Origin of the sequence: Roseibium sp. (assembly GCF_048261595.1) — a bacterium.
Lineage (GTDB): Bacteria > Pseudomonadota > Alphaproteobacteria > Rhizobiales > Stappiaceae > Roseibium.
This window is the reverse complement of the sequence record NZ_JBLXFW010000006.1, coordinates 1-17652: the sequence shown is the minus strand read 5'-3', so window position 1 is coordinate 17652 and position 17652 is coordinate 1. Positions and strand designations below refer to the sequence as shown.

At 59.7% G+C, this 17652-nt stretch carries 15 protein-coding genes; 12 read left to right on the top strand and 3 right to left on the bottom strand.

Going from position 1 to position 17652, the window contains the following annotated elements:
- Positions 1–20: 20 nt before the first annotated feature.
- Positions 21–995, bottom strand: a complete 975-nt coding sequence (locus tag ACN0SY_RS17315; RefSeq protein ID WP_417689368.1) for a LysR family transcriptional regulator — start codon at positions 993–995, stop codon at positions 21–23.
- 180 nt (positions 996–1175) lie between these two features.
- Between ACN0SY_RS17315 and chvE the strand changes: the two genes are divergently transcribed.
- The 11 genes from chvE to ACN0SY_RS17260 all read left to right on the top strand — a co-directional run bounded on the left by chvE (position 1176) and on the right by ACN0SY_RS17260 (position 14450).
- Positions 1176–2255, top strand: coding sequence for a multiple monosaccharide ABC transporter substrate-binding protein (gene chvE / locus ACN0SY_RS17310; RefSeq protein ID WP_417689366.1), 1080 nt, complete (start codon positions 1176–1178; stop codon positions 2253–2255).
- Between the two features lie 126 nt (positions 2256–2381).
- Positions 2382–3902 (top strand): multiple monosaccharide ABC transporter ATP-binding protein, encoded by a 1521-nt coding sequence (gene mmsA / locus ACN0SY_RS17305; RefSeq protein ID WP_417689363.1) that lies wholly within the window; start codon positions 2382–2384, stop codon positions 3900–3902.
- 8 nt (positions 3903–3910) lie between these two features.
- Entirely contained in the window at positions 3911–5140 is a 1230-nt protein-coding gene (gene mmsB / locus ACN0SY_RS17300; RefSeq protein WP_417689725.1) for a multiple monosaccharide ABC transporter permease, read from the top strand.
- 4 nt (positions 5141–5144) lie between these two features.
- The gene (araD1, locus tag ACN0SY_RS17295; RefSeq protein ID WP_417689361.1) at positions 5145–6140 is read left to right on the top strand and encodes an AraD1 family protein; all 996 of its coding nucleotides are present in this window, start codon (positions 5145–5147) and stop codon (positions 6138–6140) included.
- Positions 6141–6143: 3 nt separating this feature from the next.
- Entirely contained in the window at positions 6144–7886 is a 1743-nt protein-coding gene (gene araD / locus ACN0SY_RS17290; protein ID WP_417689359.1) for an L-arabinonate dehydratase, read from the top strand.
- Complete coding sequence (locus ACN0SY_RS17285; RefSeq protein WP_417689357.1) at positions 7886–8809, top strand: Gfo/Idh/MocA family protein; 924 nt, start codon at positions 7886–7888, stop codon at positions 8807–8809. The genes araD and ACN0SY_RS17285 overlap by 1 nt, the downstream gene beginning before the upstream one ends.
- A 298-nt stretch (positions 8810–9107) precedes the next feature.
- A complete protein-coding gene (locus ACN0SY_RS17280; RefSeq protein WP_417689355.1) occupies positions 9108–9830 on the top strand; it encodes a response regulator in 723 nt (240 codons plus the stop codon).
- Between the two features lie 10 nt (positions 9831–9840).
- A complete protein-coding gene (locus tag ACN0SY_RS17275) occupies positions 9841–11010 on the top strand; it encodes an FIST N-terminal domain-containing protein (protein WP_417689353.1) in 1170 nt (389 codons plus the stop codon).
- Positions 11007–13262: a PAS-domain containing protein gene (locus ACN0SY_RS17270; protein ID WP_417689351.1), complete on the top strand. Its 2256-nt coding sequence runs from the start codon at positions 11007–11009 to the stop codon at positions 13260–13262. The genes ACN0SY_RS17275 and ACN0SY_RS17270 overlap by 4 nt, the downstream gene beginning before the upstream one ends.
- Positions 13263–13398: 136 nt before the next feature.
- The gene (locus ACN0SY_RS17265) at positions 13399–14076 is read left to right on the top strand and encodes a hypothetical protein (protein WP_417689349.1); all 678 of its coding nucleotides are present in this window, start codon (positions 13399–13401) and stop codon (positions 14074–14076) included.
- Entirely contained in the window at positions 14073–14450 is a 378-nt protein-coding gene (locus ACN0SY_RS17260) for a hypothetical protein (RefSeq protein ID WP_417689347.1), read from the top strand. The genes ACN0SY_RS17265 and ACN0SY_RS17260 overlap by 4 nt, the downstream gene beginning before the upstream one ends.
- A gap of 148 nt (positions 14451–14598) precedes the next feature.
- On the opposite strand, the gene ACN0SY_RS17255 is transcribed toward ACN0SY_RS17260, so the two are convergent.
- A complete protein-coding gene (locus ACN0SY_RS17255; RefSeq protein ID WP_417689345.1) occupies positions 14599–15459 on the bottom strand; it encodes a quinoprotein dehydrogenase-associated SoxYZ-like carrier in 861 nt (286 codons plus the stop codon).
- A 231-nt stretch (positions 15460–15690) separates the two neighbouring features.
- On the opposite strand from ACN0SY_RS17255, the gene ACN0SY_RS17250 reads away from it, so the two are divergent.
- Entirely contained in the window at positions 15691–16737 is a 1047-nt protein-coding gene (locus ACN0SY_RS17250; RefSeq protein WP_417689343.1) for a quinoprotein relay system zinc metallohydrolase 2, read from the top strand.
- A gap of 30 nt (positions 16738–16767) precedes the next feature.
- Here ACN0SY_RS17250 and ACN0SY_RS17245 read toward each other — a convergent pair whose 3' ends face one another.
- Positions 16768–17403, bottom strand: coding sequence for a hypothetical protein (locus ACN0SY_RS17245; protein WP_417689341.1), 636 nt, complete (start codon positions 17401–17403; stop codon positions 16768–16770).
- Between the last annotated feature and the right edge of the window lie 249 nt (positions 17404–17652).

Below are 17652 nucleotides of genomic sequence, written 5' to 3'. Positions count from 1 at the left end.
AGCCGGATTTGATCCGTACTCTACGTCGCCATGATCTGTTTTTCTATTGCAGGTTTAGCGGATCCCAACGTGCGCCTGACTTCCGTTGCAACGAGCTCGGCTGCTGGGGTCAGGATTTGTCCGGCTCGCGTCAGGAAGGAATAGGTCTCGACCGAGAGGTCGAAATTGCAGGGCAGGAGAGCCAGACCGGTGCCGATGTCTCCATCGGCGGCGAAGGAAAGGGCAACGGATCGCGCGATGGGCGCCACCGCGTTGGTTTGCCGGATGGTCGCCAGCGTGAAGAGAAACGATGATGTGGTCAGCACATGCTTGGGCAATGTCAAACCCAAGCTGCGCAAGCGGCGCTCTGCGGTCGTGCGGATGGGTGAGCCTTCCGGGGGGAGAACCCAGTCGTATTCGAGCAGCCGTGCCGCTGGAATCGGAGCTTGGGCGCGCGCCAGCGGATGTCCCTGCCGCGCAATCATGCAGGCCGGTTCATCGATCTGCGGGACCTCGGAGAAGAGCGCCGGGTCGTAATCGACCGGGATCCGGCTGAGTGAAAAGTCCAGGCGACCGTCCGCCAGCATGGGGGCGAGCATGTCACTGGTCCCGATCTCGACCGTCAGCGAGATCGACGGGTAGCTAAGCCGGATCTGGCGCAGGGCCGGCAGCACATACTCGATCGCAGGGCCGGTCACCGAGCCGATCTTGACGCGTCCGGAAATCCCTTGCCTCAGTTCTTCGATGTCACGGCCTGCATCCCAGATTTCCTGCAGGATGCGTGTGCTTCGAACCGCAAGCTGCTGGCCGGCCTGGGTGAGCTGTATGCCGCGGCCGGTCCGGTTGTAGAGCTTCGTACCGACCAGTTTCTCGGCTTCCGAAATCAACCGCGACACAGCCGGTTGGGTCATCGTCAGGGATGCCGCGGCTTCCGTCAGCGTGCCGTGTTCGGACAGGGCGGAAAACAGCCGAAGATGCGACATTTTCAATCCCCGGCGCAGCAGATCGATGGTCATGCTTCTCGGTCTTTCATCTCGGATATATCGATTGTGATATATTTATATCATGACAAATGATTTGACCGATATAAAAGTCTGTCCGAAAACTCCCGCCAGAACACGGGATCATTCAACGTGTTCACATAACCAGTTTGATGGTTTTAAAGGCCGCTAGGGATGGCGGCCCGGGAGGAAAATATGAAAGTCGTATCGAAGACGCTGGCCGCCTTTGCGGCCGCAGCCTTTGTCGTGTCCGGTCTAGGACAATTCGACCAGGCTCTCGCACAGGACAAGGGAACCATTGGTATCGCGATGCCGACGAAGTCGTCCGCACGCTGGATTTCCGATGGCAATTCCATGGTCGAGCAGTTCCAGGCTGCCGGGTATGGTACAGATCTTCAGTATGCTGAAGACGACATTCCGAACCAGCTCGCCCAGATCGAGAACATGATCACCAAGGGCGTCAACGTTCTGGTCATCGCGGCAATCGACGGCACGACGCTGTCCAACGCCCTGGAAAACGCTGCAGCCGCCGACATCAAGGTCATTGCCTATGACCGTCTCATCCGCGACAGCGGCAACGTCGACTACTACGCCACCTTCGACAACTTCAAGGTTGGCGTCCAGCAGGCAACTTCACTGGTCAACGGCCTGAAGGAGCGCTTCGGCGACGGTCCGTACAACGTTGAACTCTTCGGCGGCTCGCCGGACGACAACAACGCATATTTCTTCTATGACGGCGCCATGTCGGTCCTGCAGCCGCTGATCGATGCCGGCACCATCAAGGTCGTTTCCGGCCAGATGGGAATGGACACTGTCGGCACCCTGCGCTGGGACGGCGCTGTTGCCCAGGCCCGCATGGACAACCTCCTTTCCGCTCACTACACCGACAACGTCCTGCATGGCGCTCTGAGCCCCTATGACGGCCTGTCCATCGGTATCCTGTCGTCGCTCAAGGGCGTTGGCTACGGCTCCGGTGATCTGAAGATGCCGATCGTTACCGGTCAGGACGCTGAAGTTCCGTCCGTAAAGTCGATCCTTGCCGGCGAGCAGTACTCGACTGTCTTCAAGGACACCCGTGAACTTGCACGCGTGACTGTCGGCATGGTCGACGCGCTGCTCGGCGGCGGCGAGCCGGAAATCAACGACACCAAGACCTACAACAACGGCGTCAAGGTGGTTCCGTCCTACCTGCTCGAGCCGGTTTCCGTCGATGCCTCCAATTGGGAAGAGATCCTGGTCGGCAGCGGCTACTACACCGCAGACCAGGTCAAGTAAGCAGCCTGAAGCCGAGGCAAGCCCACGCCGAAGCTTCTGACGAGACGGTTCGTCGCCCGGTGCCCGATCGGGCGGCGAACCGGACTCTCACGGCCCGAATATCCCGATCGATTGGCGACGCAGGTCATGTCACCGCTTTTGAATATGCACAACATCACCAAGACCTTTCCGGGCGTGAAGGCGCTCGATCAGGTCAACCTGGAGGTGTTCGAGGGGGAAATCCACGCCATCGTCGGAGAAAACGGCGCGGGCAAGTCCACTCTCATGAAGGTATTGTCCGGTGTCTATCCGCATGGACAATATGATGGCGAGATCCGCTTCGAAGGCGATCTTGCAGCCTTTTCAGGAATTGCCGACAGCGAGAAGCGCGGCATCATCATCATTCACCAGGAACTGGCCCTGGTACCGCTTCTATCCATTGCCGAGAACCTGTTTCTCGGCAACGAGGTCGCGAGCCGGGGTGTCATCGATTGGCCGCAGACCTACCGGCGGACCGAACAGCTCTTGAAGAAGGTCGGGCTCAAGGAAGCGCCGACCACTCTGGTCGACAAGCTCGGCGTCGGAAAGCAGCAGCTTGTCGAGATCGCCAAGGCGCTGGCCAAGGAAGTGAAGCTTCTCATTCTGGATGAGCCGACGGCTGCCCTTTCGGAAGATGACAGCCAGGCACTTCTCGACCTGCTTCTGGAGCTGAAGTCGCAGGGCATCACTTCGATCCTGATCAGTCACAAGCTGAACGAGGTTGAACGGGTTGCCGACAGGATCACCGTCATCCGCGACGGCACGACGGTATCGAACCTCCACGCCCGCAAGGCGGAAATCAGCGAGGAGCGGATTATTCGCGACATGGTCGGCCGCGACATGGCCCACCGCTATCCGGAGCGTGAACGCAAGATCGGCGAGACCCTGTTTGAAGTGAAGAACTGGAACGTCTTCCATCAGGACCATGCCGACCGCCAGGTGATCCGCAATGCAAACTTCCTGGTGGGGAAGGGCGAGATTGTCGGCATTGCCGGACTGATGGGGTCTGGCCGCACGGAACTTGCCATGAGCCTGTTCGGGCGCAGCTACGGCCAAAATATTTCCGGAGAGGCGCTCGTCCACGGCAAGCCGGTCGATCTTTCGACGGTCAGCAAGGCAATAGATGCCGGGCTTGCCTATGTCACCGAAGATCGCAAGGCGCTTGGGCTGGTCCTCGACGAGACCATCCTGAAAAACATCACGCTCGCCAACCTGGAGGGCGTGTCTCACGCCGGTGTGCTGAATGATGCCGAGGAGCAGAAGGTCTCCGAGGGATACCGCAAGGCGATGAACATCCGGACTCCGAGCGTTTTCCAAAAGGTGGTGAACCTTTCGGGAGGCAATCAGCAGAAGGTCGTTCTTTCGAAATGGCTGTTTGCCGGTCCCGAGGTTCTGATCCTCGACGAGCCGACGCGGGGCATCGACGTCGGTGCCAAGTTTGAAATCTACGGGATCATGAACCAGCTCGCCGACGAAGGGCGGGGTGTTCTGATGATTTCTTCCGAAATGCCTGAGCTCTTGGGCATGTGCGACAGAATTTACGTGATGAACGAAGGTGCCCTGGTCGGCGAGCTGAGTGCAGCCGAAGCCAGCCAGGAGCGGATCATGTCGTTCATCGTGAGGAGTTGAGAATGACCATGGACCTTGCAGACAAGAATGAGGCAGGGCAGTCGGGGGATCGCCGCCGCTCCACGGCCAGTTATCTGGCCAGCCATCTGCGCGACTACGGCATGCTGCTGGCGTTGATCGCCATCATGGTGTTCTTCCAGATCGTGACCGACGGAACGCTGCTCAAGCCCGTCAACATCACAAACCTGTTCCTGCAGAACAGCTATATCATCATCATGGCACTGGGCATGCTGCTGGTCATCGTTGCCGGACATATCGACCTTTCGGTCGGTTCAGTCGTCGGCTTCGTCGGGGCGCTTGCCGCAGTGATGATGGTCAACTGGGGCTGGTCGATCTATCTGACGATCCCGGCTTGCCTTGCCATCGGCATCGCCATCGGCGCAGCACAAGGGTACTGGATCGCCTATTGGAAGATTCCGTCCTTCATCGTGACCCTGGCTGGCATGCTCGTCTTCCGTGGTGCCTCGCTCTGGCTGCTCGAAGGCCAGTCTGTCGGCCCATTCCCGCGTGAGTTCCAGGCACTGTCGACCGGCTTCATTCCCGATCTGTTCCCGTTCCTGAAAGACATGTTCGCGATGAAGCGGATGAACGGCCTGGCCGTTATCGCCGGCATCGTCATCGCAGGTACCCTGATCTGGTTGGGCTTGCGGGGGCGTGCACGCAACCGTGCCTATGGCATCGAGGGTGAACCCTTCAGCTTCTTTGTTATCCGCAACGCGCTGGTCGCAGGGGCAATCGTCTTCGTCGCCTACAAGCTGTCGACCTTCCGCGGCCTGCCGAACGTGCTGATCACGATGGGCATTCTGACGATCATCTATGCCTTCGTCACGGAAAGCACCGTGCTCGGCCGGCGGATCTATGCGCTCGGTGGCAACCAGAAGGCGGCCAAGCTGTCGGGCATCAAGACCGAGCGTCTGACCTTCCTGACCTTCGTCAACATGGGCATGCTCGCGGCCCTGGCAGGCTTGATCTTTGCCGCACGTCTCAACACAGCGACCCCGAAGGCGGGCGTCGCATTCGAACTGGACGTGATCGCCGCTGTGTTCATCGGCGGAGCCTCCATGTCCGGCGGCGTCGGCAAGATTGTCGGCGCGGTGGTCGGTGCCTTCATCATGGGTGTCATGAACAACGGAATGTCGATCATGGGGATCGGCATCGACTACCAGCAGATGATCAAGGGCCTCGTCCTGCTCGCTGCTGTCATCTTTGATGTCTACAACAAAAACAAGCAGGGGTGAGATCATGCTGATTTCGCAAATCCGAAACGGCGATGACAGCGTCAGTGTCGTCGTTCGAAGCGGCTCGGAAGCTTTTGTCCTTGCCGGGGTCGAGAGTACCTACAGTCTCGTTCAGGAGGCCATCGCAAAGGGTCAGTCGCTTGGCGAATGCATTCGCTCGCACGCGCTCGGCAGCGCGGTCGATCTTGAGCAGATCGCGCGGGAAGGGCGTTTCTGCCTGCCGATCCACCATGAGGATCCGGCCCATCTTCATCTGACGGGTACCGGTCTGACCCATCTGGGTTCCGCTTCCACGCGCAACGCCATGCATGCGGCCAATTCGGCAGAGGCTGCGAAGGAAACAGATTCGATGAAGATGTTCCGCATGGGCGTTGAGGGCGGCAAGCCGTCCAACGGTCATTGCGGGGTCCAGCCGGAATGGTTCTACAAGGGCAATGGCATCGCCGCGGTCGCTCCGGGGGGCGATCTTGTCAGTCCGTGCTTTGCCGAAGATGGCGGCGAGGAGCCGGAACTTGCCGGAATCTATGTTGTCGGGCCCGATGGCACACCGTTCCGTGTGGGCTTTGCACTTGCCAACGAGTTCTCCGACCATGTCATGGAGCGGCAGAACTATCTTTATCTCGCGCATTCCAAGTTGCGCCCGGCGTCCTTTGGTCCGGAAATCCTGGTCGGCGACCTTCCGCAGGATGTCGAGGGTACCAGCCGGATCCTTCGTGACGGTGAAGCTATCTGGGAAAAGCCGTTCCTCTCCGGCGAGAAGAACATGTCCCACAGCTTCGCCAACCTGGAGCACCATCATTTCAAGTATGGGCTTTTCTGCCAGCCGGGTGACGTCCACGTGCACATGTTCGGGACGGCGACCCTTTCCTTCGCAGACAAGATCTCCTGCCAGGATGGTGACGAATTCGAAATTTCCGCACCTGGTTTCGGCGTCGCACTGCGCAACCGTCTTGTCACCAGGGAAACGGACGACCGCATGGTCCAGGTTAAGGCGCTCTGATCCATGACCTTCAAGCCGAAGAGCTGGCCCCGGAAACTGCGTTCGCAGGAATGGTATGGCGGCACCTCCCGTGATGTCATCTACCATCGCGGCTGGATGAAGAACCAGGGCTATCCGCACGACCTGTTCGACGGGCGGCCGGTCATCGGGATCATGAACACATGGTCCGACCTGACACCGTGCAACGGCCACCTCCGGGAGTTGGCGGAGAAGGTGAAAGCGGGCGTCTGGGAGGCTGGAGGCTTCCCCGTGGAGGTGCCGGTGTTCTCCGCGTCGGAAAACACCTTCCGCCCGACAGCCATGATGTATCGGAACCTCGCGGCTCTTGCGGTCGAGGAGGCCATGCGCGGTCAGCCGATCGACGGTGCCGTGCTCCTCGTCGGCTGCGACAAGACCACTCCCAGCCTGCTGATGGGAGCTGCCTCGACGGACATTCCGTCCATCGTCGTTACAGGCGGTCCGATGCTGAACGGCTATTTCCGGGGCGAACGGGTCGGTTCGGGGACGCACCTTTGGAAGTTCTCCGAGGCGGTCAAGGCCGGCGAAATGACCCAGGACGAGTTCCTGGAGGCAGAAGCATCGATGTCGCGGTCGTCCGGCACCTGCAACACCATGGGCACCGCCTCGACCATGGCGTCGATGGCCGAGGCCCTCGGCATGGCCCTTTCGGGCAATGCCGCCATTCCGGCGGTCGACAGCCGCCGCCGGGTCATGGCGCAGATGTCCGGTCGGCGGATCGTGCAGATGGTCAAGGATGATCTCAAACCATCGGACATCATGACCAAGGAAGCCTTTGCCAACGCGATCCGGACCAATGGCGCGATCGGCGGATCGACGAATGCGGTGATCCACCTGCTGGCGATCGCGGGCCGGGTCGGCGTCGATCTGACACTTGATGACTGGGACCAGCTGGGCCGGGGCGTTGCGACGATCGTCAACCTGATGCCTTCGGGCAAATATCTTATGGAGGAGTTCTTCTACGCCGGAGGGCTTCCTGTCGTCCTGAAGCACCTGGGCGAAGCCGGGCTTCTCAACAAGGATGCTCTGACGGTCTCGGGCAGCTCGATCTGGGACGAGGTCAAGGACGCTATCAACCATAATGACGACGTCATTTTGCCCGTCGAAAGGGCGCTGACACAGCAGGGCGGCATTGCCGTACTCAAGGGTAACCTTGCGCCCAAGGGGGCGGTTCTGAAACCGTCCGCGGCCTCGCCGCATCTGTTGCGGCATCGGGGCCGTGCGGTCGTTTTCGAGGACATTGACGATTACAAGGCAAAGATCAACGACGAGGCGCTGGACATCGACGAGACCTGCGTCATGGTGCTGAAGAACTGCGGCCCGAAGGGGTATCCGGGCATGGCCGAAGTCGGCAACATGGGGCTACCGCCGAAGGTCCTGAAGAAGGGCATTACGGACATGGTTCGCATTTCAGATGCACGCATGTCCGGCACGGCCTACGGCACGGTGGTTCTGCATACCTCTCCGGAAGCTGCCGCAGGCGGTCCGCTTGCAGTCGTCCGCGACGGCGACATGATCGAGATCGATGTGGAAGCCCGCCGCATTCACCTGGATATATCGGACGAAGAGCTCGCCGAGCGCCTCGCCAAGTGGCAACCGCTCGTCGAGAAACCCGGGTCCGGTTATGCCTGGCTGCATCACTCGCAGGTGGAAGGCGCCGATACCGGCGCGGACCTTGCGTTTCTGAAAGGGTGCCGGGGCTCGCCGGTTGGAAAGGATTCGCACTGATGGCGCGAAAGGTTGCACTCGTAGGGATCGGCAAGATCGCCCGGGACCAGCATTTGCCCGCGATTGCCGCAAACCCGGATTGGGAACTGGCGGCCGTGGTCAGTCGCAACGCCTCCCTCGAGGACGTGGACAGCTTCACCACCCTCGAGGAGCTGCTTGAAAAGCGCCCGGACATAGACACGATTTCCCTTGCTATTCCACCTCAACCTCGCTTCGACTACGCTGCTGCGGCGCTGGCGGCGGGCCGGCACGTGATGCTGGAAAAGCCACCGGGCCAGAGCCTTGCCGAATGTCATGCGCTTGAGGCTGCTGCTCGCGAACACGGGTGCACGCTCTTTGCGACATGGCACTCGCGTTATGCGGACTGCGTGCCGGATGCCAAGGCATGGCTCAAGGAACGCCGTATCAAGCGGCTCGTGATTACCTGGAAGGAAGACGTCCGCAAATGGCATCCCGGACAGGACTGGATCTTCGAGCCGGGCGGGCTCGGTGTCTTCGATCCGGGCATCAATGCCTTGTCCATCATGACCGAGATCCTTCCGCATGCGGTCCATGTCAGTGCAGCAACCCTCGAGTTTCCGGCCAACCGCGACACTCCGATCGCAGCACAACTTACTTTCACAGATCCGACAGGTGCCGAGGTTTCAGCCGATTTCGACTGGCTGCAGGAAGGGCCGCAGACCTGGGATATCGACGTTGAAACGGATGAGGGGACGTTGAAGCTTGCGAACGGCGGGGCGGTCATGTCCGTGAATGGCTCTGTCGTGAAACAGGCGAGCGACCACGAATATGCCAACCTCTACAAGCGTATGGCAGAGCTCGTTCAGAATTGCGGCATCGACATGGATCTTTCGCCAATGACCCACGTCGCCGATGCCTTTACGCTTGGACGGCGGAAGACGGTTGCTGCCTTCGAGTTCTAGGACTTGCCGGCGAGCGCAACTCCGGGGAACGGATGAATGTGATGGAGCCTGCTGCGCGAAGTAATAATTGCTGTGGTGCAATATACTATTCCGCCACAGCGCAAACCAGCGCGGTTGAAAATTCGTCGTCTTTTGGTTGTGGTAAGGTTGTGCGGTCCGGTTTGTCGTAGAAATACATACTTTGGTCGCAATCATCTTTGTTTTTTGACGAGTGGTGTCGGAATTGTTTTCGGTACTTGTCTTGCGAATGCCCGCAACTCGTTGATATCCTGATCTTCTCTTGGGAGGAGACAGACGGATGAGCAAAACCAGCGATCCGCAAGAACAGGTTGTGATCCGTTCGATTCTGGTGATCGACGATCATCCGCTCTATTGCGACGCTCTGGCTTCGGCACTCGAGAAGCTGTTCAAGTCCAGATCGGTAAAGAAGGCGACCTCGCTCAAGGAAGGGCTGCGCATGGTCGGTTCGCGATTCCAGCCGGACCTGGTCATGCTGGACCTCAAGCTTCCGGATGTGACGGGGCTGAGCGGCTTCCTGAAGGTCAAGGACCGCTTGCCGGATGTTCCGGTACTGGTGATCTCTGCCGAATCTTCGGATGAGACCATCAGTGCGCTTCTGACTGCAGGCGCTGCCGGGTTTATTCCCAAGGATGCGTCTCACAAGGTTCTTCAACGGGCCCTTCTGGAAATTCGCGAGGGACGGCGGTTTGTGCCGCCGGGATATACACCGCCCAAGCGCCCGGCACGGTCCGATGTCACCGTCCAGCAGATCGCGCACAAGATCGCCGATCTGACGCCGCAGCAGAACAGAATCATGAAGCTCATATGTGCGGGCAAGCCGAACAAGCAGATCGCCTATGAACTGTCATTGGCCGAAGCAACGGTGAAGGCGCACATCACGGCGCTGCTGCGCAGGCTCGGCGTCAACAACAGGACACAAGCTGCGGTTCTTGTCCGAAGCGCCAGCCTCGACGGAGGGCAGGAGCTGTCGGATGCGGAAGCGCGGGCCCTGCTGAGCTGAGGCGAAACCGATGAACCAGCAGCCGATCCATCCCCGCAGCCTGCCTGAGACAGCGAAGGTCGGTGTTTCGCGCGCTCCTTCGGCAGTTGATGCCGTGAGCGAGGCGGCAGCCGAGTTCCCACTGCATTCGGTCTGTTTCGTCATGATGTTCATTCCCGATCATCTCGATGCCTGCGAAGTCGCCGATGCCGCCAGCGCGATCATGCCCTCGACCACTGTCTTCGGCTGCACGACAGCCGGCCAGATCACCCCCGGGGGATACGAGAACAATGCGCTGGTGATGATTGCTTTTCCGCGCCGTCATTTCCGATGCTCCTCGGCCCTCATCTCGCCGCTCAATCCGGCGTCGATCGAGCGGATTGCCTCTGAAGCGAGAACGCTGGCCTCGCGCTTCCCGAGAACAGCCAACTGGAGGCGCGTTGCGCTGGTCATTGCCGACGGTCTTTCCAAGCAGGAAGACATGCTGGTCGCAGCGCTCGAGGCCGGTCTCGGCGACGTCCCGGTGTTTGGTGGTTCCGCAGGACACGGGCTGGCTTTCGACGAGACCTTCGTGATCCGCGGCGGCGAAACCCACTCCAACGCAGCCTTGCTGTTGCTTCTGGAAACGGATCTCTGTTTCCGGGGCATCGGATTCGACCATTTCCTGCCCACCGACAAGCAAATGGTGGTGACGCGTGCGGTGCCAGAGGACCGGCTCGTGCTTGAGATCAACGGTACGCCGGCAGCTGAGGAATATGCCCGCTATGTCGGTTGCTCGGTGGCGGACCTTTCGCCGAAGGTGTTCGCGGAAAACCCGGTACTCGTTCGCAACGGCAAGAGCTGGCATGTGCGTGCAATCCAGCAGGTGGCAGACAATGGCGGCCTCTATTTCCTGTCCGCGATCGATGACGGTCTTGTCCTGACACTGGGTCAGGGGACCGAGATCCTGCAAACATTGGAGGCCGGTCTTACGCAAGCGGATCCAAAGGGTCGCGCTCCGGACTTCATCCTGGGCTTCGACTGTGTGCTTCGGCGCCTGGAGATCGAGCAGAACAATCTGCAGGGCGAGGCGTCAGGCGTGTTGCGCCAGCATCGCGTCGTCGGCTTCAATACCTACGGGGAACAGCACCTCGGCGTTCATGTGAACCAGACATTCGTGGGCGTGGCATTCTTCCCGCCCTCTGACGGAGGCCTGTTTTGATCGACGACAGTGTTCCGCTCGAGCAACAGGTCGAGCGCCAGGCGAAGATCATCGAAGCCTTGATACAGCGGGCCAACCGCGAACACGACATTGGCGGGTCGGCCTATTCGCTGTTTCAGTCGGCAATCGCCCTTCAGGGGGAAGTCTGGGAGAAGACCCGCGATCTGGAACGGGCTCTCGACACGCTCGGCCGCGCCAGCAACCAGCTGAAGATCGCCGAGTATGCACGCGAGCAGACCGAACGGAACCTGGCCGATGCTCTGGATGCCATGGAGGGTGGCTTTGCGCTCTTCGCCGAAGGCAAGCTGGAGATCTGCAACGATCAGTTCAAACGCATGGTCCCCGATATTGGCGAACGTCTCATCGCGGGTCTGACGCTCGGCGACTATTTCAAGGCGCTGGAAGAGAGCCGGGAAGTGGTCTCGCATGGCGATGCCGACGGCGGAGAGGAGCGGGGTCTCGCACGCCTTGGCAGGCTTCGTCCGGCGGGTCCCGGGTCACCGCCCTCTGTGATCGGCGTCCGCAATGACCGCTGGTACCAGATTACCTCTAAGCGGACCGGGTCCAACAAGGACATTCTGCTCTCGACAGAGATCACCAGCATTCTTCGGCATAACCGTTTGGAAAAGGACCGGTTGATCGACGAGCAGGCCCTTTTCCTGCAAGGGGCCTTCGATCACATGGCGCAAGGGGTCTGCACCTTCTCGGTGGAAGGCACCCTGTTGATCCACAATGAGCGCTTTCGCGAACTGCTTCGGTTGCCTTTCTCACTGGTGCGCAAGGGAACGGCCGTTGGCCAGATCCTCGAGTTCATCATCAAGCACAATCTGCTGGAGAGCCTGTCGCCTGACGAGGAACTGGAAGACTGGATAGCGATCGTTCGCGGCGGAAACGGTCTTGAGAAAAAGGTGCGTCACGTCAGCGGCGATATTCTCGACGTACGGATCCACCGCCTGCCGGATCAGGGCTTCATCATGAACGTGATGGATATAACGGCCGAGGTGCAGACGACGGAGCTGCTCGAGCGCAGGGTGAGCGAACGCACCGTCGAGCTGACGGAAGCCAATGAGCGGCTTCGCCGTCAGAACGAGGAGCAGGCGCGGATCGACGAACAGCTGCGCCAGGCGAAGGAACGCGCTGAGGAGGCGGTGTCTTCCAAGACGAAGTTCTTCGCGGCGGCCAGCCATGACCTGTTGCAGCCGATCAATGCAGCCAAGCTGCTGATTTCCACCTTGAATGAAAGCGCTGCAGGAACGCCTGTCGCGGACACCGTTCAACGGCTTGGTCGCTCGTTCAATTCGATCGAGTCGCTGCTTCACGCCCTGCTTGACATTTCCCGGCTCGACTCGACCGGCACGGAAATGAGCGTCGGCGATTTCTGCATCGGCGACCTGCTGCGGTCAGTTCGTGACGACTACAGCCAGCTTGCAGAGGAAAAGGATATCCGCCTGGATGTCGTTCCGAGCAGCCATTGGGTGCACAGCGACCAGCGCTATCTTCTTCGCTGCGTTCAGAACCTGGTGGTGAACGCGATACAGTATACCGAACGCGGCCGGGTGCTCGCTGGATGCCGGGTGCGCGGCGATCGGCTGGTTCTGGAAGTCTGGGACACGGGGATCGGGATCTCGAAAAAAGATCAGCAAAGGATCTTTTCCGAGTTCACGCGTATCTCGTCGGAAACGCCCGGCTTCGGCATGGGGCTTGGCCTTTCGATCGTGGACCGCGCCTGCAGGCGCCTTGGGCATCCCGTGTCGGTTCGGTCCAAACCCGGAGTCGGGTCCGTCTTCTCGATAACGCTTCCGATCGTAACGAGAAACGATGACCGTCAGCGCCCTGAGACCCATGACCTGGTGGCGACCAGTGAGGACATGGACCTGATCGTCCTGATCGTCGAGAACAATCCGGATGTGCTCTATGCCACGACCCAGAAGGTTGAAAGCTGGGGCGGCAGCGTCCTCACCGCAGTTTCTACCGAGGAAGCCTTGGAGCAGGTTCGCGAGATCGGTATGGCTCCTGACATCATCCTCGCCGATTACCAGCTGGATAACGGTGACAATGGCATCCGCACCATCACCGCGGTGCGTGAGGAAACCCATACCAACGTACCAGCGATCATGATCACCGCAAGCCGCGACGAAGCGCTCGTTGAGGCCAGCCAACGCCATGGCTTCACGGTTCTGACGAAACCTGTTCAGCTTTCCAGATTGCGGCCGCTGATCGACTGGAAGACGAGGCGACCGGAAGCCGTGTGAGACGCAAAGGGGGTGAGACGTTTGAGTAACGCCACCCCGAAATGTAGACAAAAGTCTGCGGTGACTGATAGGGCCACCAAGCTAGGCTAGCTGCAAAAGCCCGGGAAATTTCGGGCACTTGTGCAGGGAGGAAGAGATGCTTCGTATGCGAAGGATCAGAAACACCACTCATGTCATCGGTCTGATGTTGGCTTTCGTTTGCGCGGGGCCTGGCGTTGCGTCCGCCGAGGAAGTCTACGATCTCCTGTTCAAGACCGGAACGCTCGACAAGCTGTCGCGGGTTTCCGTCCTGAAATACGAGCGCGACGTCGCGTTCCAGAATGATGCGGAACTTGGAGAGCGCAGCTCGGGAACCGTGCAGTTGAGTTTCGGGCCGGATGACATGGCCGAGCTGAAATTCCTGCAAGGGGAGAAATACCGCAAGATCGGGCAGTTCCCTTCGACGGTCGGCAATCCGATGATCATGTATTTCGTCGAGACGGTCATACGGGATATGGCGGGCACTGCAGGTGGAAGCCCCTTCTACATCCGCAACAGGGTGAAGGCTTCGCTGCTGGAGGATGTGCCGGTGGTGGAGACGACGGTTACTTACCAGGGGCAGGAGCTTCCCGCCCGCTCGGTCACGCTCTACCCGTTCAAGGATGATCCCAATCGGGCGCGTATGCGCGGTTTCGGGGATCTTGCACTGACGATCACCATGTCCGACAAGATTCCGGGCTGGTATTACTCCCTGACCGCCAAGACCGGCGATGACGATGTCAAGCCCGTCTATCTGTCATCGGTAACCCTCGACAAGCTGGAGACCGGGCAATGAAGGGGCTGGTAGCAACGTTTCGCGCGGGTGCGTGGGCCGTGGGCCTTGCAACAGCACTGGCTTGTGGAAGCGCGGCGGCACAGGGCCTGCCGGAGTCCCTCAATGACTATCCGACAGTTGCACGTGCGGACTATGTCTTCGCCTGCATGGCGGCAAACGGACAGAGCAGCGATACCTTGAGACGGTGTTCCTGTTCGATCGATCTGATCGCGTCAATCCTTCCGTACGAGAAGTATGTCGAGGCGGAGACGGTGCTGTCGCTGCAACTGGTGGGTGGGGAACGCATGTCGATTTTCCGTACCGCTGCGAATGCCAAGGTCCTCGTGGCGAATCTGCGCCGTGCCCAGGCCGAGGCGGATATTCTCTGTTTCTAGGAATTCCAACCAGCTGCACCCAATATATGTTCCCTTTATGTCCTCCTCTTGCCGAGCGGAGGGAGCAACCCAGATCGCTGTGGATGGGGCGGCCGACGATATTGCGCGCAGCTAGCCACTTAAGCTGATGGCATTCAGGTCGCCGAAGTCAGCTGGCCGGACCTTTCGAAACTACCTTCTCCCAACTGTTGCCGTCGGTGTCTTGGGCGCGAATGGTCAGAGAATCCGACCCATTGTCCGTGTAGGCAAAGCGTATGACCGGGTTCTCCGACAGGGAAATTCCGCCTTCCGCAGTGAACAGCAATTCGTCGCCCTGCAGGACCTCGATCCTGTCGACAAAATGGGCGGCGATGAACAACTGGGTGATCTGGTCCCGCTGCAGTCCGGAATAGTTTGGATGCCGGATCATGATCTGCGCCTCCCGGCGCTGACTGGATGCGGCCTCGCGCTGGGCGAAGTGCTTGGCGCGGATCTCGCCCATGGTCGACAGGGCAAGTTCCGGATCCCGGGTTGCCGGGGCAGAGCAGCCGCCTGAGGCCTTTACGAACCGGCCATCCATGACGGGTCCATCCGGGGTTCGGGCAATCAGACGGACGTTCGAATACTGGTTCACCCGGACACGCAATTCCATGTTGAGCGGATGCATTGCAGGGCCGAATGTGAGTTCTGCTGCGACGGGCGCGGGATTTTCATCAATGACGAGGATCGCCGACGAAATCGGTGCACTGGTCGGACCAGGCTGCGACAGGATGACGGGAACGGTTGCGGCATCGTCCGCGCGATAGGGTGCCTCAAGCGTCACGATGCCCTTCGCTGCGGCAGGTACTGTGTCGCCGAGAATGTCGCCTCGTATGCTCTCCCAGCTGCCCTCGTCCACGAGTGGATTGGCCGCCGCTTCGGATTCACTTGCCTGAACCATGTCTGGCGCGCCAACCAGGGACACCGTAAGGGCGAGTGGCAGGGCCAGCAATGCGCTTAGGGCGAACGAGTGTTTTTGGGTACCGCTCATGATCAGCTCTTTTCGTGGCGTCCTTCAGCGCGGCGGAAACACGGCCGTGCCGGCGGATGGATTATCAGCCTCGCCCGTAAAACCGATAGGCAAGGCACATCTGCGCTGTTCAGTTTCATCGATTTATATCACGCAACGTAAGGAGCCGGAATTAAGCCTTCCGGATGCATTGCCATCTGTTCATGACCCGCGGCACGCTTGCACGGACGTTCGGGAGGAGAGATGGGTGCGATGTTCGAGATTGTGGTGACGGCCTGTCTCATGGCGCAGCCCGAGATCTGCCGCGATCTTCTGGCCAGTGATCGGGTGTTCCGGTCTCAGGACAGCTGCACGCAAGCCGCAGCATTGTCTCAAGCGGATGGTCCGGTCCTGCCGCAAGGGGTGGTGATCACGAAAACGCGCCGCTGCGAGAAGCAGGGGCACGCTTTGTACCTCACCGAAATTCAGCCAGGACTTTTCGTGCACCAGGGAGTTGTCGCGGAAGCCGGGCCGGACAATCTCGGCGGTATCGCGAATCTCGGGGTGATCATCGGCGAACGATCCATTGCCGTCATCGATACCGGTGGCTCAAGAGCTGCGGGCGAGGCGTTGCTCCGTGCAGTGAGAAGGCTGAGCGATCTACCCGTCAGCCACGTCTTTCTCACGCACATGCACCCGGATCACGTTCTTGGCGCCTCGGTGTTCGTCGAGGCTGGGGCCGAGATTGTTGCGCATCCGTCCTTGCGCCGGGCGCTTCTGGATAGAACGGGCAGCTATATCGAAGGGTATGGCAGGCTTATTGGAGACAATGCCTTTCTTGGTACGCGCGTGGTGGTTCCGGACGAAGGGGAACCGCCTTCTGCCATAGATCTTGGCGGGAGACGCCTTGAAACCTTCATCTGGCCCTCAGCACATAGCCCGACAGACATGGGTGTCCTGGATGAGAAGACCGGAACGCTTTTTGCCGGCGACATCATTTTTGATCGGCACGTTCCGGTTCTGGATGGGTCGTTAAAAGGCTGGCTTGCCGTGCTCAGCGGGCTCGACATCGATATGCCAAGGCGGATCGTTCCGGGGCATGGGCGAATCTCGTTCGGCACGGCAAATGAGGCGACCGCACCGGTGCGGTCCTATCTGCAGGCCCTCGAGCAAGATACGCGCTCTGCCATTGCGACCGGAAAGCGTCTCAGCGAGGCGATCAGGACGATAGGTCAATCCGAGGCCGGAAGCTGGGAACGGTTCGAGGCGTTCAATGCACGCAATGCAACGGCCGCCTTTACCGAGCTTGAATGGGAGTAGTGCCCAGTGGACACCTCAGATGGGAAGAGCTCAATTGCCCGATCGCGGCGCGCTCGATAGCAGCTTTGCAATGGCGTAGAGGCGCTTTTCCAGAAGGACCGGCGTTTCGCAGACGTAGGTCAGGGATTTCGCGCGGTCCTGATAGATCCGCTCGTCCCAGTCGAGCTGCTCCTCCAGCTTGTCGATACGGTCATAATCAGGAGCGGTCTGCGCCAGCAGATCATCCATTTCCTTGCGCGTCGTGTCGATCTTTTCTGCCAGTGCAATCTGCTTGGCCGAGTAGCTGGCAATCCCGGAAATGATCTTGCGTCGGTCGGTGTTCACCTTCTTGAACACCGCACTGAAGATCTGTCCGAAGAGTGCCTCGTCGGCCCCAGGGTGGGTCTCCACGAAGCCGAGGACCAGGGGCTCGGCCTCTTCGAGGGAGATGCGCCGAAGGGACAGCTTCACAGCCAGATCGCCGGCGTCTGCGGGCAGCTTTTCGGCGCTGGGCGCCTCGTCCAATGCGCCTTGCCACATCAGGCCGAGTGAAAGGTTTTCGACCTTGCGCTGCAGGCAGGGCCAGGTCGGGTCATTGAAGGTCGCAGCCATTGAAACAGCAATGCTTTCGGCCTGGAATGCCACCAGCGCGAGAAGCGCCGCGGTAGCTTTGAATGTAGTTCTCATGGCTTAAACCTCCCGTGTTCGAAGGGTAATCTTTCTTCATCGCTTGTCCATGCCGGAAAACACACACCAAGGTCGCAATTGTTAGAAGCGGGAGCGCTTTTATAGTCGAAATATCGAATGAGCCACGCGCCTGACGTGTGGCCAGGGGGGATGTGGAGACTGTTTTATGCGGACACGCGCAGCTGTAGCTATTGGTGCGGGCAAGCCTTTGGAAGTGATGGAGGTGAATCTCGAGGGTCCGAAGGCTTT

What these genes read in the sequence shown, in the direction of transcription:
- chvE (WP_417689366.1), top strand. Translation starts at nt 1,176, where the DNA reads ATGAAAGTCGTATCGAAGACGCTGGCCGCCTTTGCGGCCGCAGCCTTT.
- ACN0SY_RS17255 (WP_417689345.1), bottom strand. Translation starts at nt 15,459, where the DNA reads ATGAGCGGTACCCAAAAACACTCGTTCGCCCTAAGCGCATTGCTGGCC.
- ACN0SY_RS17260 (WP_417689347.1), top strand. Translation starts at nt 14,073, where the DNA reads ATGAAGGGGCTGGTAGCAACGTTTCGCGCGGGTGCGTGGGCCGTGGGC.
- ACN0SY_RS17245 (WP_417689341.1), bottom strand. Translation starts at nt 17,403, where the DNA reads ATGAGAACTACATTCAAAGCTACCGCGGCGCTTCTCGCGCTGGTGGCA.
- ACN0SY_RS17280 (WP_417689355.1), top strand. Translation starts at nt 9,108, where the DNA reads ATGAGCAAAACCAGCGATCCGCAAGAACAGGTTGTGATCCGTTCGATT.
- mmsB (WP_417689725.1), top strand. Translation starts at nt 3,911, where the DNA reads ATGGACCTTGCAGACAAGAATGAGGCAGGGCAGTCGGGGGATCGCCGC.
- araD (WP_417689359.1), top strand. Translation starts at nt 6,144, where the DNA reads ATGACCTTCAAGCCGAAGAGCTGGCCCCGGAAACTGCGTTCGCAGGAA.
- araD1 (WP_417689361.1), top strand. Translation starts at nt 5,145, where the DNA reads ATGCTGATTTCGCAAATCCGAAACGGCGATGACAGCGTCAGTGTCGTC.
- ACN0SY_RS17250 (WP_417689343.1), top strand. Translation starts at nt 15,691, where the DNA reads ATGTTCGAGATTGTGGTGACGGCCTGTCTCATGGCGCAGCCCGAGATC.
- ACN0SY_RS17275 (WP_417689353.1), top strand. Translation starts at nt 9,841, where the DNA reads ATGAACCAGCAGCCGATCCATCCCCGCAGCCTGCCTGAGACAGCGAAG.
- ACN0SY_RS17315 (WP_417689368.1), bottom strand. Translation starts at nt 995, where the DNA reads ATGACCATCGATCTGCTGCGCCGGGGATTGAAAATGTCGCATCTTCGG.
- ACN0SY_RS17285 (WP_417689357.1), top strand. Translation starts at nt 7,886, where the DNA reads ATGGCGCGAAAGGTTGCACTCGTAGGGATCGGCAAGATCGCCCGGGAC.
- ACN0SY_RS17265 (WP_417689349.1), top strand. Translation starts at nt 13,399, where the DNA reads ATGCTTCGTATGCGAAGGATCAGAAACACCACTCATGTCATCGGTCTG.
- mmsA (WP_417689363.1), top strand. Translation starts at nt 2,382, where the DNA reads ATGTCACCGCTTTTGAATATGCACAACATCACCAAGACCTTTCCGGGC.